The 21,547-nt window shown below is 72.6% G+C and carries 17 protein-coding genes; 5 read left to right on the forward strand and 12 right to left on the reverse strand.

The features are described 5' to 3' along the window. Nucleotide 1: 1 nt before the first annotated feature. Genes ASD16_RS05675 through ASD16_RS05685 form a run of 3 tightly spaced genes read right to left on the reverse strand, consistent with a single transcriptional unit; the run spans nucleotide 2 to nucleotide 2,837 of the window. Complete coding sequence (locus ASD16_RS05675; protein ID WP_055913954.1) at nucleotides 2-688, reverse strand: CoA pyrophosphatase; 687 nt, start codon at nucleotides 686-688, stop codon at nucleotides 2-4. Further along, on the reverse strand, nucleotides 685-1,377 hold the full coding sequence (locus ASD16_RS05680) for a type 1 glutamine amidotransferase (protein WP_055915769.1): 693 nt from the start codon (nucleotides 1,375-1,377) through the stop codon (nucleotides 685-687). The genes ASD16_RS05675 and ASD16_RS05680 overlap by 4 nt, the downstream gene beginning before the upstream one ends. Before the next feature lie 5 nt (nucleotides 1,378-1,382). Further along, complete coding sequence (locus ASD16_RS05685; RefSeq protein WP_055913957.1) at nucleotides 1,383-2,837, reverse strand: GuaB1 family IMP dehydrogenase-related protein; 1,455 nt, start codon at nucleotides 2,835-2,837, stop codon at nucleotides 1,383-1,385. A gap of 178 nt (nucleotides 2,838-3,015) precedes the next feature. Between ASD16_RS05685 and dxs the strand changes: the two genes are divergently transcribed. The 3 genes from dxs (at nucleotide 3,016) to pflA (ending at nucleotide 8,192) form a co-directional block, all read left to right on the forward strand. Then, nucleotides 3,016-4,899: a 1-deoxy-D-xylulose-5-phosphate synthase gene (gene dxs / locus ASD16_RS05690; RefSeq protein ID WP_055913960.1), complete on the forward strand. Its 1,884-nt coding sequence runs from the start codon at nucleotides 3,016-3,018 to the stop codon at nucleotides 4,897-4,899. Nucleotides 4,900-5,037: 138 nt separating this feature from the next. Then, nucleotides 5,038-7,311, forward strand: coding sequence for a formate C-acetyltransferase (gene pflB, locus ASD16_RS05695; RefSeq protein ID WP_055913963.1), 2,274 nt, complete (start codon nucleotides 5,038-5,040; stop codon nucleotides 7,309-7,311). Between the two features lie 11 nt (nucleotides 7,312-7,322). Continuing rightward, the gene (gene pflA / locus ASD16_RS05700) at nucleotides 7,323-8,192 is read left to right on the forward strand and encodes a pyruvate formate-lyase-activating protein (RefSeq protein WP_055915771.1); all 870 of its coding nucleotides are present in this window, start codon (nucleotides 7,323-7,325) and stop codon (nucleotides 8,190-8,192) included. Here the strand turns inward: pflA and ASD16_RS05705 are convergent. The 7 genes from ASD16_RS05705 to ASD16_RS05735 all read right to left on the reverse strand — a co-directional run bounded on the left by ASD16_RS05705 (nucleotide 8,189) and on the right by ASD16_RS05735 (nucleotide 16,775). Then, complete coding sequence (locus tag ASD16_RS05705) at nucleotides 8,189-10,297, reverse strand: 3-hydroxyacyl-CoA dehydrogenase NAD-binding domain-containing protein (RefSeq protein WP_055913966.1); 2,109 nt, start codon at nucleotides 10,295-10,297, stop codon at nucleotides 8,189-8,191. The two genes, pflA and ASD16_RS05705, sit on opposite strands and share 4 nt — an antisense overlap. Then, nucleotides 10,294-11,538, reverse strand: coding sequence for a thiolase family protein (locus ASD16_RS05710; protein WP_055913969.1), 1,245 nt, complete (start codon nucleotides 11,536-11,538; stop codon nucleotides 10,294-10,296). Before ASD16_RS05710 ends, ASD16_RS05705 begins: the two co-directional genes overlap by 4 nt. A 121-nt stretch (nucleotides 11,539-11,659) precedes the next feature. After that, entirely contained in the window at nucleotides 11,660-12,952 is a 1,293-nt protein-coding gene (locus tag ASD16_RS05715) for an HRDC domain-containing protein (protein ID WP_082570704.1), read from the reverse strand. 91 nt (nucleotides 12,953-13,043) lie between these two features. Next, a complete protein-coding gene (locus ASD16_RS22435; RefSeq protein WP_369817919.1) occupies nucleotides 13,044-13,562 on the reverse strand; it encodes a LuxR C-terminal-related transcriptional regulator in 519 nt (172 codons plus the stop codon). A 71-nt stretch (nucleotides 13,563-13,633) separates the two neighbouring features. Then, nucleotides 13,634-14,218, reverse strand: a complete 585-nt coding sequence (locus ASD16_RS05725; protein ID WP_055913972.1) for a DUF3000 domain-containing protein — start codon at nucleotides 14,216-14,218, stop codon at nucleotides 13,634-13,636. 98 nt (nucleotides 14,219-14,316) lie between these two features. Beyond that, nucleotides 14,317-14,526, reverse strand: a complete 210-nt coding sequence (locus ASD16_RS05730; protein ID WP_235523120.1) for a YbdD/YjiX family protein — start codon at nucleotides 14,524-14,526, stop codon at nucleotides 14,317-14,319. Next, on the reverse strand, nucleotides 14,523-16,775 hold the full coding sequence (locus tag ASD16_RS05735; RefSeq protein WP_055913975.1) for a carbon starvation CstA family protein: 2,253 nt from the start codon (nucleotides 16,773-16,775) through the stop codon (nucleotides 14,523-14,525). The genes ASD16_RS05730 and ASD16_RS05735 overlap by 4 nt, the downstream gene beginning before the upstream one ends. Before the next feature lie 246 nt (nucleotides 16,776-17,021). On the opposite strand from ASD16_RS05735, the gene gndA reads away from it, so the two are divergent. Both gndA and ASD16_RS05745 read left to right on the forward strand, forming a co-directional pair. Beyond that, nucleotides 17,022-18,476, forward strand: a complete 1,455-nt coding sequence (gene gndA, locus ASD16_RS05740) for an NADP-dependent phosphogluconate dehydrogenase (RefSeq protein ID WP_055915779.1) — start codon at nucleotides 17,022-17,024, stop codon at nucleotides 18,474-18,476. Further along, nucleotides 18,473-19,732 (forward strand): hypothetical protein, encoded by a 1,260-nt coding sequence (locus ASD16_RS05745; RefSeq protein ID WP_055913978.1) that lies wholly within the window; start codon nucleotides 18,473-18,475, stop codon nucleotides 19,730-19,732. The genes gndA and ASD16_RS05745 overlap by 4 nt, the downstream gene beginning before the upstream one ends. A gap of 31 nt (nucleotides 19,733-19,763) precedes the next feature. Here ASD16_RS05745 and ASD16_RS05750 read toward each other — a convergent pair whose 3' ends face one another. Next, a complete protein-coding gene (locus ASD16_RS05750) occupies nucleotides 19,764-20,888 on the reverse strand; it encodes a cell wall metabolism sensor histidine kinase WalK (protein ID WP_055913980.1) in 1,125 nt (374 codons plus the stop codon). Then, nucleotides 20,885-21,544: a response regulator transcription factor gene (locus ASD16_RS05755; RefSeq protein ID WP_055913983.1), complete on the reverse strand. Its 660-nt coding sequence runs from the start codon at nucleotides 21,542-21,544 to the stop codon at nucleotides 20,885-20,887. The genes ASD16_RS05750 and ASD16_RS05755 overlap by 4 nt, the downstream gene beginning before the upstream one ends. Nucleotides 21,545-21,547 lie beyond the last annotated feature (3 nt).

Consider the following 21,547-nt stretch of genomic DNA (forward strand, 5'->3'; position numbering starts at 1 on the left):
GTCAGCGGGCCTGCACGGTGCGGTGCACGTCGTACGGCACGGCCCAGCCGAGAGCGTCGAACATCCTGGCGAGCACGATCCCGGTGAACCCCCAGACCAGCATGCCGTCGACCGTGAACGCGGGGGTACGGACGGTGCGGCCCCAGCGCGTGTGCTCGACGCTCGCGCGGTTCGCGGGCTCCAGCAGGTCCGCCACGGGAACCCGGAACACGTCCACCGTCTCGGCGTGGTCGACCGCCGCGACCTGCGACGGGCGGGTCCACCAGGCCGGGACGGGCGTGACCAGGTGGTTGCTCACGGGAACGGGCAGCGGCGGCAGGGTGCCGAGCACCTCGACGCCCGACGCGTCGAGCCCGACCTCCTCGACCGCCTCGCGGACCGCGGCCTCGCGGGGTCCGGCGTCGGAGGGCTCCAACCGGCCGCCGGGGAAGGCGATCTGCCCGGCGTGGTGGCCGAGGGCCTGGGAGCGACGCTGGAGCAGCACGTCGAGGTCGCGGGCGACGACGGGGTCCGCCGCACGCGACGGGGTCGCGTCGAGCGCACCGAACAGGACCAGGACAGCGGCCGGGCGGGCGGTCGACGGGTCCTCCAGCACCCGGACCGGGTCGACACGCCAGTCGAGGCCGCGAGCGCACAGGTCCAGGAGCTCGGCGCGCGCCCCACGCACCTCCGGCGTCGGGTCGGTCATCCGCGAGCCCGTACGAGCTCTCCGAACGCGGCGAACATCTTCGTCGCGGCGGGGACCAGACCCGGGAGGTGCTCGGCGCCGGCCGCGCGGATCTCGTCGACCTCCTCGGGGGACAGCTCGCCGACCATGTCCGGGGTCGAGAGCCACAGGTCGAGCATCCCGGCGTCGAGCTCGGGGTGGAACTGCAGGCCCAGCGCGCTGCCCGCCCGGAACGCCTGCACCGGGGTCGCCTCCGTCGAGGCCAGGAGCGTGGCGCCGCTCGGGAGGTCGACCGTGTCCGAGTGCCAGTGCAGCACGGTGGGCCGCTCGCCGAGCGCGCCGAGCATCAGGTCCTCCGCGACGACGTCGACCGGCGCGAACCCGATCTCGGTGGCGGCGCGCAGGTGCAGCCGGGAGCCGAGCGCGAGCGCGAGGAGCTGCATCCCGAGGCACACCCCGAGCACCGGCACGTCGGCGTCGACCGCGGCCGCCAGCAGGGCGCGCTCCGCCGCCAGACCGGGATGGCCCGGCACGTCGTCCGCGTCCATCGGGCCGCCCATGACGACCACGCCGGACACCTCGTCGAGGCTCGGGAGGCGGGCGTCGTCGAGGTCGAGGACGGTGCGGACGCGGACGGGCGCGTCGACACCACGCGCGATGAGCCCGGGTCCCTCGTGCGGGGCGTGCATGACCACCAGGACCGGCCGCATGCCGGTCACCACCCGTCGGGCAGCGGGCGCCCCTCCTCGTAGCCGGCCGCCGACTGGATGCCGACCACGGCGCGCTCGTGGAGCTCGTCGAGCGACGTCGCGCCGACGTACGTCGCGGCGGAGCGGACGCCCGCGGTGATGTGGTCGATGAGGTCCTCGACGCCGGGGCGACGGGGGTCCAGGAACATCCGGGAGGACGAGATGCCCTCCTCGTACAGCGCCTTGCGGGCCCGGTCGAACGCCGAGCCGCCCCGGGTGCGGGCCGCGACGGCACGCGCGGACGCCATGCCGAAGCTCTCCTTGTAGAGGCGACCGTTGCCGTCCTCGTGCAGGTCGCCGGGCGACTCGTGCGTGCCGGCGAACCAGGACCCGACCATGACCTGCGACGCACCGGCCGCGAGCGCCAGCGCGACGTCGCGCGGGTGGCGGACGCCGCCGTCGGCCCACACGTGCTTGCCCAGCCGGCGCGCCTCCGCGGCGCACTCGAGCACCGCGGAGAACTGCGGGCGCCCGACCGCGGTCATCATGCGGGTGGTGCACATGGCACCGGGACCGACGCCGACCTTGACGATGTCCGCACCCGCGGCGATCAGGTCACGCGTGCCCTCGGCCGTGACCACGTTGCCCGCGACGACCGGCACCTGCGGGTCGAGCGAGCGGACCGCGCCGAGCGCGTCGAGCATCTTGCGCTGGTGGCCGTGCGCGGTGTCGACGACGAGCACGTCGACCCCGGCCTCCAGCAGCTCGAGGGCCTTCTGCTTGACGTCGCCGTTGATGCCGACGGCCGCGGCGACGCGCAGGCGCCCGTCGGCGTCGAGGGCGGGCTGGTAGATGGACGACCGCAGCGCACCCACCTGGGTGAGCACCCCGACGAGCTCGCCGTCGCGGACGACGGGGGAGAACTTGCGGCGCGAGCCGTGCAGCTTCTCGAACGCCGCCTCCAGGCCGCGCAGGCCACCCTGCTCGACGATCGCGAGGTCCACGGTGGTCGGGTGGGCGCTCATGACCTGCTCGACCTGGGTGAACCGGTCGACGCCCTGGCAGTCGACCTCGGTGACGACCCCGACCGGCTTGCCGCCGTCGACCACGACCGCGGCGCCGTGCGCGCGCTTGCCGATGAGGGTCAGGGCGGTGTGGACCGTGTCGTGCGGGCTGACGACGACCGCGGACTCGATGACGGTGTGCCGCGCCTTGACGGACGAGACGACCTCGGCGACCACGTCCGTCGGCACGTCCTGGGGCAGGACGGTGATGCCGCCGCGCCGGGCGACCGTCTCGGCCATCCGGCGGCCGGCGACCGCCGTCATGTTGGCGACGACGATGGGGATGGTGGTGCCGGTGCCGTCGACGGCCGTGAGGTCGACGTCGAAGCGGGAGGTGACCTCGGAACGTGACGGGACGAGGAAGACGTCGCCGTACGTGAGGTCAGAGGTGGCCGCGTGGCCGGGCAGGAAGCGCATGGGTTTCCCCCTTTCCTGTCCATGGTAGTCGCTCGTCGGCCCGTCTTCACGGGGCCTCCACACGGCGCTGACCTGCGTCAGCGCGTGGGTATCGTCGGGTCGGCCTACAGTGTGGGCAAGCTTTCGGCGTCCGCACGGTGCGGCATCGTCGCCGCACACCGGAGGAGGAGGCACCACCATGGGTCAGCTCGACCGCATCAGCTCCCCGGACGACGTGCGCCGGCTCACCTCGCAGCAGGCCGACGACCTCGCCGCCGAGATCCGCACGTTCCTGGTCGAGCAGGTCTCCCGCACCGGTGGTCACCTCGGACCCAACCTGGGCGTGGTCGAGCTGACCATCGCGATGCACCGGGTGTTCGAGTCGCCGCTGGACACCATGGTGTTCGACACGGGCCACCAGGCCTACGTGCACAAGCTGCTGACCGGTCGGCGCGACTTCTCGCAGCTGCGCAGCAAGGGCGGCCTGTCCGGGTACCCCAGCCGGGCGGAGTCCGAGCACGACGTCGTCGAGAACTCGCACGCCTCCACAGCGCTGAGCTGGGCCGACGGCATCGCCAAGGCCAACGAGCTGCAGGGCCGGGGCGACCGGCACGTCGTCGCGGTGATCGGTGACGGCGCCCTGACGGGCGGGATGGCCTGGGAGGCGCTCAACAACATCGCGGCCGGGCAGGACCGTCGGCTGGTGATCGTCGTCAACGACAACGGCCGGTCCTACGCCCCGACCATCGGCGGCCTGGCGCACCACCTGGACACGCTCCGCACGACCCAGGGGTACGAGAACGTCCTGTCCTGGGGCAAGCGCACGCTGCGCCGGTCGGGTGCGCCCGGCCGCGCGACCTACGACGCGCTGCACGGCATGAAGAAGGGCATCAAGGACGTGCTCGCGCCGCAGGGCATGTTCGAGGACCTCGGCATCAAGTACGTCGGCCCGGTGGACGGGCACGACGTGCGGGCCGTCGAGAAGGCCCTGCGCAACGCGAAGGCCTTCGGCGGTCCGGTCATCGTGCACGTCATCACCGAGAAGGGCCGCGGGTACGTCCCGGCCGAGCAGGACGTCGCGGACCGGTTCCACGCGGTCGGCAAGATCCACCCCGAGACCGGCCTGCCCGTCGCGCCCTCGCGGTTCGAGTGGACGAGCGTCTTCGCCGACGAGCTCGTGCGCATCGGCCGTCGCCGCCCGGACGTCGTGGCCATCACCGCCGCGATGCTCCAGCCGGTCGGCCTCGCGCCGTTCGCGGCGGAGTTCCCGGCGCGCGTGTTCGACGTCGGGATCGCGGAGCAGCACGCGGCGACGTCCGCGGCCGGGATGGCCTTCGGGGGACTGCACCCCGTCGTCGCGGTGTACGCCACGTTCCTCAACCGCGCGTTCGACCAGGTCCTCATGGACGTCGCACTGCACAAGGCGGGCGTGACGTTCGTGCTCGACCGCGCCGGGCTCACCGGGTCCGACGGCGCGAGCCACAACGGCATGTGGGACATGGCGATGCTCGGCGTCGTCCCCGGTCTGCGGCTGGCCGCTCCGCGCGACGAGGAGACCCTGCGCGACGCGCTGCGCACCGCGGTCGACGTCGACGACGCCCCCACTGTGATCCGGTACCCGAAGGGTGCGCTGGTCGACCCGGTCCCGGCGGTCGACCACCTCGACGGCGTCGACGTCCTCGCCCGGCACGACGGTCCCGCCGACGCGCAGCACGTGCTCGTCATCGGGTACGGCGCGATGGCGCCGACCGCGCTCGAGACCGCGGACCTGCTCGCTGCGCACGGTCTGCGCGTCACGGTCGTCGACCCGCGCTGGGTCATGCCGGTCTCCGCGGCGCTCACCAAGCTGGTGGGGGACCACGACCACGTGCTCACCATCGAGGACGGCGTCGTCGACGGTGGCCTCGGGTCGCTGGTGGCGCAGCGGGCACGCGAGGCGGGGATCGGCACCCCCGTGCAGGCCGTCGGGATCCCGCGCACCTTCCTCGACCACGCCACCCGCGAGCAGCTGGTGACCGAGCTCCGGCTCGGTCCGGGCGACATCGGTCGCGACGTCCTGGCGGCGCTGGGCCGCACCCCCTGAGATCTGGACCTGTCGCCCCGTCCGGGGCGGTGATTCACGTCTCGCCGTCCCTCCCAGACTTAGGGCCTTTCGTCCCGAGACATGGGATCAATTCCTCCGTAGCGTCGAATACATCGACCACCGTCGGAGGAGCAGCAGATGTCCACCAGCACCCTGTCCGTGAACGCCCGTACCGAGCCCGCACTGCAGCCGGCGTGGCGCGGCTTCGCCGAAGGGCCCTGGACGGACGCGATCGACGTCCGGGACTTCGTGCAGCGCAACTACACGCCGTACACCGGCGACGCGTCGTTCCTCGCCGGTCCCACGCCGCGCACGACCGCGATGTGGGCGCGGCTGACCGCGATGTTCCCGGCCGAGCGCGCGCGCGGCGTGTACGACGTCGACCAGCACACGCCGTCGACGATCACGTCGCACGAGCCCGGCTACATCGACCGCCACAACGAGCTCATCGTGGGCCTGCAGACGGACGCGCCGCTGAAGCGCGCGATCATGCCCAACGGTGGCTACCGGATGGTCGAGAAGGCGCTCGAGACCTACGGGTTCGAGCCCGACCCGATCGTCGGCGAGATCTTCACCAAGTACCGCAAGACGCACAACGACGGCGTCTTCGACGTCTACCCGCCGGACGTGCGCGCCGCGCGCTCGGCCCACCTGATCACGGGCCTGCCCGACGCGTACGGGCGCGGCCGGATCATCGGCGACTACCGCCGCGTCGCCCTGTACGGGGTCGACGCGCTGATCGCGGGCAAGCGCAAGGACCGCGCCGAGCTGGACCGCGAGCGCTCGTCGGAGCACATCATCCGCGACCGCGAGGAGAACGCCGAGCAGATCCGGGCGCTGGGCGAGCTCAAGACCATGGCCGCGTCGTACGGGTACGACATCTCCGGTCCGGCGACGACCGCGAAGGAAGCCGTCCAGTGGCTCTACTTCGCGTACCTCGGCGCCGTGAAGGAGCAGAACGGCGCGGCGATGTCGCTGGGCCGTACCTCGACGTTCCTCGACGTGTACCTGCAGCGTGACCTCGCCGCGGGCCGGCTGACCGAGCGGGACGCCCAGGAGCTCATCGACGACCTGGTGATCAAGCTCCGCATCGTGCGGTTCCTGCGTACCCCCGAGTACGACGAGCTGTTCTCCGGCGACCCGACCTGGGTGACCGAGTCGATCGGTGGGATGGGCCAGGACGGGCGCACGCTGGTCACCAAGAACTCGTTCCGGTACCTGCAGACCCTCTACAACCTGGGCCCGGCGCCGGAGCCGAACCTGACGGTGTTCTGGACGGACCGGCTGCCCGACGGGTTCAAGCGCTTCTGCACGCAGGTCTCCATCGACACGTCCGCGCTGCAGTACGAGTCGGACGACCTCATCCGTGAGGCATGGGGTGACGACGCCGCGATCGCCTGCTGCGTGTCGCCCATGCGCGTCGGCAAGCAGATGCAGTTCTTCGGCGCCCGGGTCAACCTGGCCAAGGCCCTGCTGTACGCGATCAACGGGGGCCGTGACGAGCTCACCGGGAAGCAGGTGGCGCCCGCCGCGCCGGCCGTCGTCGGGGACGTCCTCGAGTACGGCGACGTGGTCGCCAAGCTCGACGTGATGCTCGACTGGCTCGCGCAGACCTACGTCGACGCGCTCAACTGCGTGCACTTCATGCACGACAAGTACGCGTACGAGCGCCTCGAGATGGCGCTGCACGACCGCGAGGTGCTGCGGACCATGGCGTGCGGGATCGCCGGGCTGTCCGTCGTGGCCGACTCGCTCTCCGCCATCAAGCACGCCGGCGTCCACCCGGTGCGGAACGCCGACGGCCTGGTCACCGAGTACACGGTGGACGGCGAGTTCCCCACCTACGGGAACGACGACGACCGGGCCGACGAGATCGCGGTCTGGCTGGTCGAGACCTTCATGACCAAGATCCGTCGCACCCCCACGTACCGCGACTCGATCCACACGCAGTCCGTGCTGACCATCACCTCGAACGTGGTCTACGGGAAGTCCACGGGCTCCACGCCCGACGGTCGCCGCGCCGGCCAGCCGTTCGCACCGGGTGCCAACCCGATGAACGGCCGGGACTCGCACGGGATGCTCGCGTCCGCGCTGTCGGTGGCGAAGATCCCGTACGCCGAGGCGATGGACGGGATCTCGCTGACGTCGTCGGTGGTCCCGACCGGTCTCGGCCGCACGCGTGACGAGCAGGTGACCAACCTGGTCGGACTGCTGGACGCGTACATGATGTCGTCGGGCTACCACCTGAACATCAACGTGCTGAACCGCGAGACCCTCGAGGACGCCATGGAGCACCCCGAGGACTACCCGCAGCTGACGATCCGGGTGTCGGGCTACGCCGTGAACTTCGTGCGGCTCACCCGCGAGCAGCAGCTCGACGTGCTGTCCCGGACGTTCCACGGCTCGGTGTGAGCGGACCGACGATGACAGAGACCACCCAGGTGCACGACGTGGCTCCGTGGCCGAGCGTGCACCTGGGTCTTCCCCGAGCGAGGTCCGGCACGGCCGGTCTCTCGACGGTCGAGCTCGACCACGCCGCCAAGATGGCGGCCGTGCGCGCGGGCGACCTCGGGTCGGTGCACTCCTGGGAGCTGGTGACCGCCGTCGACGGGCCCGGTACGCGGCTGACGGTGTTCCTGGCGGGATGCCCGTTGCAGTGCCTGTACTGCCACAACCCCGACACCATGCAGATGCGGCGCGGGACCGCCGTGACCGCCGACGAGATCCTCGCGCGGGTCGCCCGGTACCGGACGGTGTTCGCGGCGACCGGCGGCGGGCTGACGATCTCGGGCGGTGAGCCCTTGATGCAGCCGGCGTTCGTCGCGCGGCTCCTGCGCGGGGCGAAGGCCATGAACGTGCACACCACGCTGGACACGTCCGGGTTCCTCGGCAGCCAGTGCACGGACGCGATGCTCGCGGACGTCGACCTGGTGCTCCTCGACATCAAGTCGGGTCTGCCGGACACCTACCGACGTGTCACGGGCCGGGCGCTGCAGCCGACGCTGGACTTCGGGCAGCGGCTGCGCGAGAGCGGCACACGCACGTGGGTGCGGTTCGTCCTCGTCCCCGGCCTGACCGACGCGCCGGAGAACGTCGAGGCGGTCGCGGGCCACATCGTCGCCCTGGGCGACGTGGTCGAGCGCGTCGAGGTGCTGCCGTTCCACCAGATGGGTCGCGACAAGTGGGACGAGCTGGGGATGCGCTACGAGCTGGGGGACACGCAACCCCCGACCCCGGAGCTCGTCGAGCGCGTGCGCTCGACGTTCCGGGACCGGGGGCTGAGCGTCTTCTAGACGGCGGGCACGTTCGCGACGCCGTCGGGCAGGATCCGGCGACCGAGCACGCGCTCGGAGTAACCGGTGCGGTCCAGGTACGGCGTGAGCCCACCGAGGTGGAAGCCCCAGCCGGCGCCCAGGATCATGCACAGGTCGATCTGCTGCGGGGTGGCGACGACGCCCTCCTCGAGCATGTGCCCGACCTCGACCGTGAGGGCGGTGAGCACGCTGTCGAGCACGCCGGCCTCGTCGAGCGGGGTGCCCGACGTCTCGCTGAACGCCGCCTGGATGGCGGGATCGACCGGCTTGGGCAGACCCTTCGCCTTCGCGGGCAGGACCACCGTCGTGCCCTCGGCGACGAGCTTCTCGAGGCCGGGCGAGCGCGGGAACCGGTCGCCCAGCTCCTCGCGCAGTGACGTCAGCACGTGCAGGCCGACGGCGGGCCCGACCAGGTCGAACAGCTCGAACGGCGGCATCGGCAGGCCGAGCGGACGCAGCGCACGGTCCGCGACCTCGACCGGCGTGCCCTTCTCGACGGCGTCGACGATCACGCCGAGCAGCAGGACGAGCAGCCGGTTGACGACGAAGCCCGGACGGTCGGCGACGAGGACGGCCGTCTTGCGCAGCTTGGCCGCGACGGCGAACCCGGTGGCCAGCGCCTCGAGCGATGTCCGCTCGGCCTGCACGACCTCCACCAGCGGCATCGCGGCCACGGGGTTGAAGAAGTGCAGCCCGACGACCCGCTCGGGGTGCTGCAGGTCGGCCGCCATCGCGGTCACCGACAGCGCGGAGGTGTTCGTCGCGAGGATCGTCGTCGGGGAGATGACGGTCTCCAGCTCCGCGAACACCTTCTTCTTCAGGTCGAGGATCTCGGTGACCGCCTCGATGACGAGGTCGCAGGTCGCGAACTCCGCGAGGTCCGTCGTGCCGTGGATCGAGCCGACCAGCCGGCTCGCTGCGGACTCGCTCATCCGGCCGGTCGACGTGAGGCGGTCGACGGACGACCTCACCGCCGCCAGCCCCTTGTCGACGCGCTCCTGGTCCAGGTCGCGCATGACGACCGGGACGCCGAGGCGCTGCGCGAACAGCATCGCGATCTGCGCCGCCATGAGCCCGGCGCCGACGATGCCGACCCGGGTGACGGGCTGCGCGAGCGAGCGGTCGGGAGCGCCGACGGGCTTCTTGCCGCCGGAGACGAGCCCGAACGCGTACACCGACGCGCGCATCTCGTCGCTCATGATCAGGTCGGCGAGCGCCTCGTCCTCGGCCGCGAAGGCCTCCTCGCGGGACGCGGTCCGCGCGGCGGCGACCAGGTCCAGCGCGCGGTACGGCGCCGGGCGGGACCGGTTGATCACCGCGTCCAGCCGCTGGCGGGCTGCGGCGACGACACCGTCCCAGATCTCGGCGCTGTCGAGCTCGCGACGCGGGACGACGACCTCGCCGGTGACCACGCGGGCTGCCCAGCGGATGGACTCCTCGAGGAAGTCGGCCGGGTCGAGGACGACGTCCATGAGACCGATCTTCGTGGCCTCGACCGCGGCGAACGGCTTGTTGGCCGCGGGCCGGGTGAGGATCACGTCGAGCGCCTTCTCGACCCCGACGAGCCGCGGCACGATGTACGCGCCGCCCCAGCCGGGCACCAGGCCCAGGCCGGTCTCCGGGAGCGCGAGCGCGCGGACGTCGGACGCCACGGTGCGGTAGTCGCAGTTCAGCGCGAGCTCGAGGCCGCCGCCGAGAGCGACCCCGTTGACGAACGCGAACGTCGGTACCCCCATGGAGTGCAGCAGCTCGTACGCGCGGTGGCCGTTGCGACCGAGCTCGAGCGCTCCCTCGCGGCCGGGGACGGTCCCGATCTGCGTGAGGTCCGCGCCGGCGGCCAGGTAGTACGGCTTCCCGGTGACGGCGACGGCGGCGACCTCACCCGCCGCGACGCGCGCCTGGACGGCGGTGAGCGTGGCGGTCAGCTCGGCGATGCCCAGCGGGCCGAGCGTCGTCGGCTTGGTGTGGTCCAGGCCGTTGTCGATGGTGACGAGCACCAGGGTGCCGGCGCCGCCGGGCAGCGTGACGTCACGGGCGATGGCGTGGGAGACGCGCTCGGCGCGCGTGTCGGTGGGCGTGCTCACTTGGCGGTCCCCTCGAGAGGCTCGTAGTCGGCGTGGTGCGGGTTCTCCCAGATGACCGTGCCGCCCTGGCCGAGCCCCACGCACATCGTGGTCAGGCCGAAGCGGACGTCCGGGTTCTCCTCGAACTGGCGGGCCAGCTGCGTCATCAGGCGCACGCCCGACGAGGCCAGCGGGTGGCCGACCGCGATCGCCCCGCCGTACTGGTTGACGCGCGGGTCGTCGTCGGCGATGCCGAACGCGTCGAGGAACGAGAGCACCTGGACCGCGAACGCCTCGTTGATCTCGAACAGGCCGATGTCCTCGATGGACAGGCCCGCCCGGTCGAGCGCCTTGACGGTGGCCGGCACCGGGCCGATGCCCATGATCTCGGGCTCGACCCCGGCATACGCGAAGGACACCATCCGCATGCGCGTGGGCAGGCCCAGCTCGGCGGCGGTCTCCTCGGCGGCGAGCAGGCAGGATGCGGCGCCGTCGGTCAGGGGCGCCGCGGTGCCGGCGGTGACGCGGCCGCCCGCGCGGAACGGCGTGGAGAGCTTCTGGATCGCCTCGACCGTGGTGCCGGGGCGCGGAGGCTCGTCGGCCGTGGCCAGCCCCCAGCCGTTCTCCGGGTCGCGCAGCGCGACGGGGACCAGGTCGGGGTCGATCTTGCCCGCAGCCAGCGCCGCGGCGTACTTGTCCTGGCTGGCGACGCCGTACGCGTCCGCCCGCTCCCGCGTCAGGGCGGGGAACTTGTCGTGCAGGTTCTCCGCCGTGACGCCCATGTTGAGGGCGTCGTTCGCGACGAGCCGCTCGGACAGGAACCGCGGGTTCGGGTCCGCGTCGAAGCCCATCGGGTGGTGCCCCATGTGCTCGACACCGCCCGCCAGGGCCACGTCCTGCGCACCGAAGCCGATCGCGGCCGCCGTGTTCGTCACCGCGGTCATCGCACCGGCGCACATGCGGTCGATCGCGTACCCGGGCACGGACCGGGGGAGCCCGGCCAGCACGCCGACCGTCCGGCCGAGGGTCAGGCCCTGGTCGCCCTGCTGCGTGGTCGCGGCGATGGCGACCTCGTCGATGCGCTCGGGCGGGAGCTGGGGGTGCCGCCGGAGCAGCTCGCGAACGGTCTTGACCGAGAGGTCGTCGGCGCGGGTGTGGGCGTACAGCCCGTCCTTGCGCGCGCGTCCGAACGGGGTGCGGACCCCGTCGACGAAGACGACGCGGCGGACCAGTGCTGCGGGGCGGGGGGATGCGGTGGGCATCGAGCCTCCAGGGCGGGACGGCGGTGTCCGACGAGCACGCGAGAGCGGGCCCGCGACGGCCGACGCTACCCGGGTCTCCCGGGCAGGGCCAGCCATAAGTTACTCCAGAGTAACACCGGCGTCAGGCGTGCGGGAGAGCCTCGAACGCATCCGCGAGAGGCTGCGCGACCAGCCCGATCTGCCACGGCCGAGCACCGCCGGCCTGCAGGAACGCGGCGATCCCCTCGGCATCGAGCGTGGCAGGCGGTGTCCAGCACAGGCGTCGCAGCAGGTCGGGCTGCAGCAGGTTCTCCGCCGGCACCACGTGGGTGGCCGACAGGCCGGTGACCACCTCGCGGGCCGCGACCAGGCGTGCGGCCGCGGCCGGGTCCTTCTCGGCCCACGCCCGGGGCGGCGGCGGGGCGTCGCTCTTGGGACCGCGCACCGACGGCAGGTCGGCGTCCGGGGTGGCCAGACCGCGGTCGACCGCCGACTGCCAGAGAGCAGCCCGACGGCGCGTGCCCTTGCCCGCGAACGCCGGCAGCGCCGTCAGCTCCGGGACCGAGCGCGGCAGCGCCTGCGCCGCGGCGACGATCGCGTGGTCGGGCAGGACGCGGCCGGGGGAGATGTCGCGGGTGCGTGCGTTCTGGTCGCGGGTGAGCCACAGCTCGCGGACGACCGCCAGGCGGCGCGCGTCGCGGATGGCGTGCAGTCCGGACACCCGGCGCCACGGCTCCACCCGCGGTGGCGGCGGCGGCGCGGTGCGGACGGCCTCGAACTCCTGCGCGGCCCACTCGGCCTTGCCCGCGACGGCGAGGCGTTCGGCCAGCACCTCGCGCAGCTCCACCAGCACCTCGACGTCGAGCGCCGCGTATCGCAGCCACTCGGACGGCAGGGGCCGGGTGGACCAGTCGACCGCGGAGTGCTCCTTGGCCAGCCCCAGCCCGAGGGCGTCCGCGACGACGGCGGCCAGTCCGACCCGGTCGAGGCCGAGGAGCCGGGCGCCGAGCTCGGTGTCGAACACCCGGCTCGGCTTCAGCCCCTGCTCGGCCAGGCCGGGGAGGTCCTGCGACGCGGCGTGCAGGACCCACTCGACGCCGACGAGCGCGTCGGACAGCGCCGACAGGTCGGGCACAGCGATGGGGTCGATGAGCGCCGTCCCGGCACCCTCGCGGCGGAGCTGCACCAGGTACGTCCGCTGCCCGTACCGGTACCCCGAGGCGCGCTCGGCATCCACGGCGACCGGTCCGGTGCCGGCGCCGAACGCGGCGACCACCGCGGCCAGGGCCTCGGGCGTCTCCACGACGGGCGGGATGCCCTCGGCGGGCTCGGTGAGCATGGTGACCTGCGGGAGGTCGACCTCCGCCTCAGGATCAGGGGTCGGAGGCGGCACGGGCCCCACGGACGGGGCGCCGGCGGTCACCTCAGGTCGCATGAGGTCCACGGTAAGCGACGACGCCGACGCTTCTGTGCAGGCTGCGCGCGCCGTGGGGTACTTCCACCCCGACGCCACCTGTACACGCAGGTCAGGCGAGCACGCCGCCGCGGATGGAGATGGCGACGAGCTCAGCACGGTCACCGGTGCCGAGCTTGCGCGAGATCCGGGCCAGGTGGCTCTTCACGGTCAAGGCCGACAGTCCGAGGTCCTCACCGATGAGGCGGTTGGTCCGTCCGTCGGCGACGAGCTTGAGGACGCTGATCTCCCGCGCGGTCAGGTCGGGGAGCGGCGGCGGGGGCGCAGCGGCGACCGCGGCGCGCTGCAGGCTCGGCGCGATGGAGCCGGCGACGACACCGCGCAGCCCGCCCTGCAGCAGGATGCCGAGCTCCGGGCGGCTCGCGCGCCGGGTCAGCACCACGACCCGCGGAGCGCCGCGGCGGCGCAGGTTGCGCACCAGGGGAGCGCCGTCGCCGTCGGCGACCTCGGTCACCACGACGCACATCTGTTGGGTGGACTGCGGCGGCTGCGTGCGCGAGCCGGGCGCGTTGGGCCTGAGCTCGGGCCGTCGGGCCGGGGCCAGGTCGCGTCGCAGAGGCTCGATGGTCACGTGCCAGTCATCGGCATCGTGACCCGTTGACTTGAGCCGGTTCCTGTGAGTGGGCCCCCCCGAGCCTGCGATCAGCGCCGTGGCCCGAAGGCGATGACGCCGTCGGGCAGTGGTTCCAGCCCTGCTGCGGTGCACAGCAGGGTCCCCCAGGCCTGGAGATGGCGTCCGAGATCCTCGTCGGCCGCAGTCCACGACGCCCGGATCTCCAGCTCGGTCTGCTCGGACCGGCGCTCCAGGGCGCCGAAGCTCTGCGACAGCACCCGGGTGACGGTCCCACCGGCGGCGTGCGTGTCGAGGCCCGAACCTTCGAGCGCGTCCGTGAACCAGGTCCACGCCACCTCCGCGAGCAGAGGATCCGCGCCCACCTCGGCCTCGAGGGTCGCCCGCACGAGCGTGACCAGCCGGAACCGACCCTCCCAGGCCTCCTGCCCGGCGGGGTCGTACAGGACGACGAAGCGCCCCGACGCGAGCTCCGCGGCGGCGACGGACCGACGGGCCGTGCGCACCTCCGCGGTGAGCGCGGCGGAGAAGGGGGCGATGCGGGCCGGACCGGGAACCTCGTCGAGGACCACCTCGGGGCGGATCGTCACCCGGCGCAACGAGCGCAGCGCGTTGACGAACTCGGCGGGGACGTCGTCTGGACCAGCGGGTGTCACGCTGTGGAGCGTACGGCTGGGCGGCTCTGTACGCGTGTCCGGCACGCCGCTCGTGCGGCGCGTTCCCGCGGGTTCTGGCGCCCCCGGGCGCCGCTCGGTCAGCAGCATCGTGCCCCCGGGTGGGCGTCCTGCTCCGCGTGACGTGCGCGCCAGTAGGCGGCCTCCGAGCCGGGGTCGGTGCCGGGGTGCACGCGCGCGACGTGCGCGACGTAGCGGGCGTAGTCGTGGTCGCCGAGGAGCGCGGCCGCGTACCACCGCACCGACCGGCCGGTCCGCACCAGCGCCTGCAGAGCGCGACGCGCGGTCACGATCCCGCTCCCGTCGTGGCGTGCTCGCGCTCGCGCGCGTCCCAGAGGGCCTGGACCTCTCGCTCGGCGGCCGTCGGGACCATCCCGCGCGGGGCGAAGATGCGCGACGGCTCGTCCGGCTCCTCCGTGGTGGGCAGACCACCGGCGCGCACCGACCGCACGATCACGGCGGCGCCGACCAGCACCACGATCAGCACCAGGACGGCGAAGATGATCGACAACGTCCCCTGGATCGCCGTGTTGCGGATGACCGCGTCCATCGCCTCGGGGGACGTCGCGACGCCGAACGTCTCCTCGCCGGCGGCCTTGGCGTCCTGGAACGCCCGGTGCTGGGCCCAGTACCCGATGCGCGGCTCGCTGGAGAAGATCTTCTGGTACGACGCGGTCATCGTCACGACCAGGTCCCAGACCAGGGGGACGGCGGGGATCCACACCCAGCGGTAGAGCTGCTTCTTGACGACGACGACCGTCACGACGGTGAGGGCGATCGCGGCGAGCAGCTGGTTCGCGATCCCGAAGAGCGGGAACAGGGTGTTGATCCCGCCCAGCGGGTCGGTGACCCCCATCAGGAGGATCGCTCCCCACAGGACGACGACCACGACCGAGCAGATCCACGCCCCGACGCGCCACGACGGGTCGCGGAACTTGCGCAGGGGGCCGCCGAGGTTGCCGAGGCTGTCGGAGAGCATGAACCGCGCGACGCGGGTGCCCGCGTCGACCGTCGTGAGGATGAACAGCGCCTCGAACATGATCGCGAAGTGGTACCAGAACGCGGCCAGCCCGGTGCCGCCGAAGACCGAGCTGAGCACCTGCGACATGCCGAACGCGAGCGTCGGCGCGCCGCCGGTCCGGGAGACGACCGACTCCTCGCCGACCACCTCGGCAGCACGCTCGATCTCCCCGGCGGTGATCGGCGGCCCGCTCAGGCCGAGACCGTTGACGTACTCGGCCGCCGTCTCGGGCGTGCCGCCCGTGGCGCCCGCCGGCGCGTTCATCGCGAAGTACAGGTGCTGGTCGATGATCACCGCGGTGATCAGGGCCATCACGGCGACGAACGACTCGGTGAGCATGGCGCCGTACCCGATGGGCCGGGCCTGGCTCTCCTTCTCCAGCAGCTTCGGTGTGGTCCCGGACGCGATGAGCGAGTGGAACCCGGACAGCGCGCCGCACGCGATGGTGATGAAGAGGAACGGGAACAGCGTGCCGGCGAACACCGGTCCGTCGCCGCGGAGTGCGAACGACGACACGGCCGGTGCCTGCACCTCCGGTCGCGCGATCAGGATGCCGACCGCGAGCAGCACGATCACCCCGACCTTCATGAAGGTCGACAGGTAGTCACGCGGCGCGAGCAGCAGCCACACCGGAAGGACCGACGCCGCGAAGCCGTAGGCGGCCAGCCACCACGCGAGCGCGACCGGGCTCAGGGTGAACCAGTCCTGTCCCCACGCCGTCTCGGCCACCCAGCCGCCGGCGACGATCGCGAGCAGCAGCAGCCCGACGCCGATCACCGTGACCTCGGAGATCCGGCCGGGTCGCAGGAAGCGCAGGTAGACGCCCATGAACAGCGCGATCGGGATCGTCATCGCGATGGAGAACACACCCCACGGGCTCTCCGCCAGGGCGTTGACGACCACGAGCGCCAGGACGGCGATGATGATGATCATGATGACGAACACGGCGACGAGCGCCGCGACGCCGCCGAACCGTCCGAGCTCGTCGCGCGCCATCTGACCCAGGCTGCGCCCACGGCGCCGGACCGAGATCGACAGCACCAGGTAGTCCTGGACGGCGCCACCGAGGACGCAGCCGACGACGATCCAGATCGTGCCCGGCAGGTAGCCCATCTGGGCCGCCAGCACGGGGCCGACGAGCGGGCCCGCACCGGCGATCGCGGCGAAGTGGTGCCCGAACAGGACGCGCCGGTCGGTCGGCATGAAGTCCTTGGCGTTGTCGTGCAGCTCGGCCGGGGTCGCACGGTCGTTGCGCGGCCGCACGATCTTCGCCTCGACGAGCCGCGAGTAGAACCGGTACGCGATCACATAGGTGCAGACGGCGGCGAACACGATCCACACGGCGTTGATCTGCTCGCCGCGCGCCAGCGCGACGACCGACCAGGCGACCGCGCCGACCAGGGCGATGACGGTGAACAGGACGCGCCGCGACGCGGGCATCGGTCCCCGTTCCACGACCGCGACGGGCGGGAGGTCGGGGTCGGTCCGGATCGGCTCGGACTGTGTGCGCGCAACCATCAGTGCCCCCTGAGGCCTCGTCGTCGAGAGAGACCGACGCTACGCGCGGCGAACGAGCCCGCAACCGGGGACCGTCTCGCGGTCCGGCCCGCCCGCCCTCGCGCGTGCACACCGGACTAGGCTGACCGCGCACCCAGAACCCCCGGACGTCGCCCTGCCCGACCTGCGCCCGCACGTGCCCCCCATGTGCTCGTCGCCGTCGCGGACGCGTACGAGCCGGGCCGTCGATCGAAGGAGCTCTCCCGCATGGTCGCCTCAGGAACCGCCACCGGAACCGCGCAGATCGGTGTCACCGGGCTGGCGGTGATGGGCCGCAACCTCGCCCGGAACTTTGCCCGCAACGGCTTCACGGTGGCGATCCACAACCGCTCGTACGCCAAGACCGAGTCGCTGGTGGCGGACCACGGTGACGAGGGCGCGTTCGTCCCGTCCGAGTCGGTCGAGGACTTCGTCGCGTCGCTGGCCCGGCCCCGCAAGGTCGTCGTCATGGTGAAGGCCGGTGGCCCCACGGACGCCGTCATCGACGAGCTGGTGCCCTTCCTGGAGGAGGGTGACATCGTCGTGGACGCCGGCAACGCCCACTTCCCGGACACGATCCGGCGGGAGGCTGCGCTGCGCGAGAAGGGGCTGCACTTCGTGGGCTCGGGCGTCTCCGGCGGCGAGGAGGGCGCGCTGCTCGGCCCGTCGATCATGCCCGGCGGAACCAAGGAGTCGTACGAGTCGCTCGGCCCGATCCTCGAGAAGATCTCGGCCAAGGTCGACGGCGTGCCGTGCTGCACCTACGTGGGCCCCGACGGCGCCGGGCACTTCGTGAAGATGGTGCACAACGGCATCGAGTACGCGGACATGCAGCTCATCGCGGAGGCGTACGACCTCCTGCGGCAGGGGCTGGGTGCCTCGGCGGCGGAGATCGGGCAGATCTTCGCCGACTGGAACACCGGCGACCTCGAGTCGTTCCTCATCGAGATCACCGCGGACGTCCTGCAGCACGTCGACGCCGAGACGGGGTCGGCGTTCGTCGACATCGTGCTCGACCAGGCGGAGCAGAAGGGGACAGGGCGCTGGACCGTGCAGAACGGCCTCGACCTCGGGGTGCCGATCACCGGCATCGCGGAGGCCACGTTCGCCCGTGCGCTGTCCGGCTCTGTGCCGCAGCGCACGGCCGCAGCCGGCGTCCTGCAGGCCCACACCACGGCGTGGGACGTCACGGACCGCGACGCGTTCATCGAGGACGTCCGGCTCGCGCTGTACGCGTCCAAGGTCGTCGCGTACTCGCAGGGCTTCGACCAGATCGCCGCGGCGAGCGCCGAGTTCGGCTGGGACATCGACCGCGGCGCCATGGCCCGCATCTGGCGGGGCGGCTGCATCATCCGCGCGCGGTTCCTCAACCGCATCACCGAGGCGTACGAGCGCGACGCGCACCTGCCCCTGCTGCTCGCCGACGAGTACTTCACCGGTGCGGTCGGCAACGGCGTCGAGGCGTGGCGCCGGATCGTCGCGGGTGCCGCGCTGCACGGCGTGCCCACCCCGGCGTTCTCGTCGTCGCTCGCGTACTACGACGGTGTCCGCGCCGAGCGCCTCCCTGCCGCGCTGATCCAGGCGCAGCGCGACTTCTTCGGCGCGCACACGTACCGCCGCACGGACAAGGACGGCACCTTCCACACCACCTGGTCGGGCGACCGCTCCGAGCAGACCGCGTGAGCGACGGGTCCTCGGCTGCAGCGGTCTCCGGGCCGCTGCAGCCCGTCATCCTGGGCGCCGACATCGGCGTGTACGCGCTGGCCCGGTCGTTCCACGAGGCCTACGGCGTCTCCTCGGTGGTCGTCGCCGGTGCCGCCCTGGGGCCCGTGGCCCACTCGCGGATCGTGCGGCACGAGATCGTCGACGACGGCCACGACCCCCGCCAGCTGGTGGACCGGCTCGTGGCGGTCGCGCAGTCGATGCCGGACCGTCGGCTGCTGCTCATGGCCAACTCGGACTGGCTCGTCCGGGTCGTGGTGCAGCACCGCGCGCTGCTCGAGCAGTACTACGTGGTCCCGTTCCTGTCCGAGCACCTGCTCGACCAGATCTCGGACAAGGCCACGTTCGCGCAGATCTGCGACGACCTCGGCATCTCCGTCCCGCGGACGCTCGTGCAGGAGTTCGGCTCCGCGGAGCCGTGGGAGGCCGTCGCGGTCGACCTGGAGTTCCCGCTGATCGCGAAGGCCGCCAGCAGCGCGGACTACCAGGACGTCGAGTTCGAGGGCAAGAAGAAGGTCTTCGAGATCGCGACGCCCGAGGAGCTCGACTGGCTCTGGGACGCGTTGCGGACCGCGGGGTACCGGGGCCGGTTCGTCGTGCAGGAGCTCGTGCCGGGCGACGACACCCAGATGCGGTCCATCACCGCCTACGTGGACACCCGCGGCGAGATCACCCTGCTCGCCTCGGCGCACGTGCTGCTCGAGGAGCACACCCCGTCCGGGCTCGGCAACCCGGCGGCGATGATCACGTACCGCGACGACCCGATGCTCGCGCAGGCGCGGACGTTCCTGGCGTCGACCGGGTACCGGGGGTTCGCCAACTTCGACGTGAAGGTCGACCCGCGCACCGGCCAGTTCCGGTTCTTCGAGGTCAACCCGCGGATCGGCCGGAACAACTACTACGTGACCGCGGCCGGAGCCAACCCGATGCGGTTCGTGGTCGAGGACGCCGTCGAGGGCCGGTCGGTGCCGCCGGTCGTCGTCGACCGGGAGATCCTCTACGCGGTGGTCCCGCACCGGCTGCTGCTGCGCTACGTGCGCGACCCGCAGCTCGCGGCGTGGGTCCGCAGACTCATCAAGGCCAACGCGGTGGCGCACCCGTTGGCGTACCGGGGTGACCTGTCGCCCCGTCGACGCCTGTACGTGTGGATGGCGCTGGTCAACCAGGTGCGCAAGTTCCGCCGGTACTACCCGGAAGTGACCTCGACAGGGTTCTGAGGCCAGTGACCGGCGCGCGTGGACGCGCCGGTCACTGCGTCGGCAGGCTCAGCTCGGCGACCAGCCCGCCGTCGGGCCGCGGGGTCAGGACGAGCGCGCCTCCGTGGTGGTCGGCGACGGCCCGGACCACCGTGAGCCCGAGACCGACGCCGCTGACGGCCGCGGTGCGATCGGGGGCGCCGCGACGGAACGGCAGGACGAGGTCGGCGGCGGCGTCCGGTGGCACGAGAGGGCCGGTGTTCTCCACGGTCACCCGCGGGCCGCCCGGCTCGGCGGACAGCGTGACCGCGACGCGCCCGCCCGGCACGTTGTGGTGCGCGGCGTTGTCCACGAGGTTCGCGACGGCGCGCGCCAGCAGGTCCGGCTCACCGGGCACCGTCATGGGGACGAGGCGGACCTCCCACGCGAGGATGTCGTCGGGCTTCCGGACCTGCTCCACGGCATCGGCGACCACCGCACACAGGTCGACGGGGACCGCTGGGCCGACCGCCTCGCCCGACTGTGCCCGGGCGAGCACGAGGAGCGCGTCGATCGTGCGGGCCGCCCGGCGGCTCTGCTCGAGCGCGGTGGTCGCCGCGGCCCGCAGCTCGTCGGCGTCGGCGGCGGGGTCGTCGAGTGCGACGTCGAGCGCAGCCTGCTGGTTGGCCAGAGGGGTGCGCAGCTCGTGGGACATCGTGGCGACGAGCCGCCGCTCCGAGGTCACGGTGGCCTGCACCCGGCCGAGCAGGGCATCGAACGTGTCCGCCAGTGCGCGCAGCTCGTCGCGCGGACCACCGAGCGCGATGCGTTCGTCGAGCGAGTCGGCGGAGATGCGCTGCGCGCGTGCGGTGATGGTGTGCACCGGGGCAAGGAGGCGGCCCGCGACGACCCAGCCGATCCCCACGGACACGACGGTCACGAAGGCCAGCGCGAGCCACGAGCTCTGCAGGAGCTCGCCTGATCCGTCCGTGCGCTCGTCGTCGCGGAGCTCGGGCGGCACGGGCGGTGGGCCGTCGTCGTCCACACCCGGCGTCAGCTCGGTCGTCACACTGCCCGAGCGCACCTCCCCGCCGGTGACCAGCCCGTAGACCAGGGTGAGCAGCACCGCACCGGACACCGCGACGATCACCGTGTAGGCGATCGTCAGGCGCCAGCGGACGCTCAGTGAGCGCCTCACGCGATCACCCGGTACCCGGCGCCGCGGAGCGTCTCGACGAGGGGAGGGTCGCCGAGCTTCCTGCGCAGCCCGACCATCGTGACGCGGACGGCGTTGGTGAACGGGTCGGCGTTCTCGTCCCACACCCGCGCCAGGAGCTCCTCGGCGGAGACCACGGCGCCGGCAGCCCGGACCAGCTCCACGAGGACGCCGTACTCCTTGAGCGTCAGGTCGACCGGCAGCTCGTCGCGGGTCACGGCCCGCCGCGCGACGTCCACCCGCAGGCCGGCTGCCACGAGGACCGGCTGCTGCGCGGGCGCCGTGCGACGGGCCAGTGCCTGCACGCGGGCGAGCAGCTCCGCGAACGCGAACGGTTTGGCCAGGTAGTCGTCCGCGCCGAGACCGAACCCGTCGACCTTCTCCTGCAGCCCGCCCGCAGCGGTGAGCATGAGGATCCTGGCCGACGACCCGGACGCCAGCAGCGCGCGGCACACGTCGTCCCCGTGCACGACGGGCAGGTCGCGGTCGAGCAGCACCACGTCGTACGGGTTGAGGGTCGCGAGCTCGAGGGCCGTCGCGCCGTCCATAGCGACGTCGGCGGCGTACCCGGCCCGGCGCAGGCCCCGGGCCAGGGCGTCGGCCATCACCTCTTCGTCCTCGGCGACCAGCACCCGCACCGC

Origin of the sequence: Cellulomonas sp. Root485, assembly GCF_001426705.1 — a bacterium.
In the GTDB taxonomy this organism is placed as follows: Bacteria; Actinomycetota; Actinomycetes; order Actinomycetales; family Cellulomonadaceae; genus Cellulomonas.

What these genes read in the sequence shown, in the direction of transcription:
- ASD16_RS05675 (WP_055913954.1), bottom strand. Translation starts at nt 688, where the DNA reads ATGACCGACCCGACGCCGGAGGTGCGTGGGGCGCGCGCCGAGCTCCTG.
- ASD16_RS05680 (WP_055915769.1), bottom strand. Translation starts at nt 1,377, where the DNA reads ATGCGGCCGGTCCTGGTGGTCATGCACGCCCCGCACGAGGGACCCGGG.
- ASD16_RS05685 (WP_055913957.1), bottom strand. Translation starts at nt 2,837, where the DNA reads ATGCGCTTCCTGCCCGGCCACGCGGCCACCTCTGACCTCACGTACGGC.
- dxs (WP_055913960.1), top strand. Translation starts at nt 3,016, where the DNA reads ATGGGTCAGCTCGACCGCATCAGCTCCCCGGACGACGTGCGCCGGCTC.
- pflB (WP_055913963.1), top strand. Translation starts at nt 5,038, where the DNA reads ATGTCCACCAGCACCCTGTCCGTGAACGCCCGTACCGAGCCCGCACTG.
- pflA (WP_055915771.1), top strand. Translation starts at nt 7,323, where the DNA reads ATGACAGAGACCACCCAGGTGCACGACGTGGCTCCGTGGCCGAGCGTG.
- ASD16_RS05710 (WP_055913969.1), bottom strand. Translation starts at nt 11,538, where the DNA reads ATGCCCACCGCATCCCCCCGCCCCGCAGCACTGGTCCGCCGCGTCGTC.
- ASD16_RS05715 (WP_082570704.1), bottom strand. Translation starts at nt 12,952, where the DNA reads ATGCGACCTGAGGTGACCGCCGGCGCCCCGTCCGTGGGGCCCGTGCCG.
- ASD16_RS05735 (WP_055913975.1), bottom strand. Translation starts at nt 16,775, where the DNA reads ATGGTTGCGCGCACACAGTCCGAGCCGATCCGGACCGACCCCGACCTC.
- gndA (WP_055915779.1), top strand. Translation starts at nt 17,022, where the DNA reads ATGGTCGCCTCAGGAACCGCCACCGGAACCGCGCAGATCGGTGTCACC.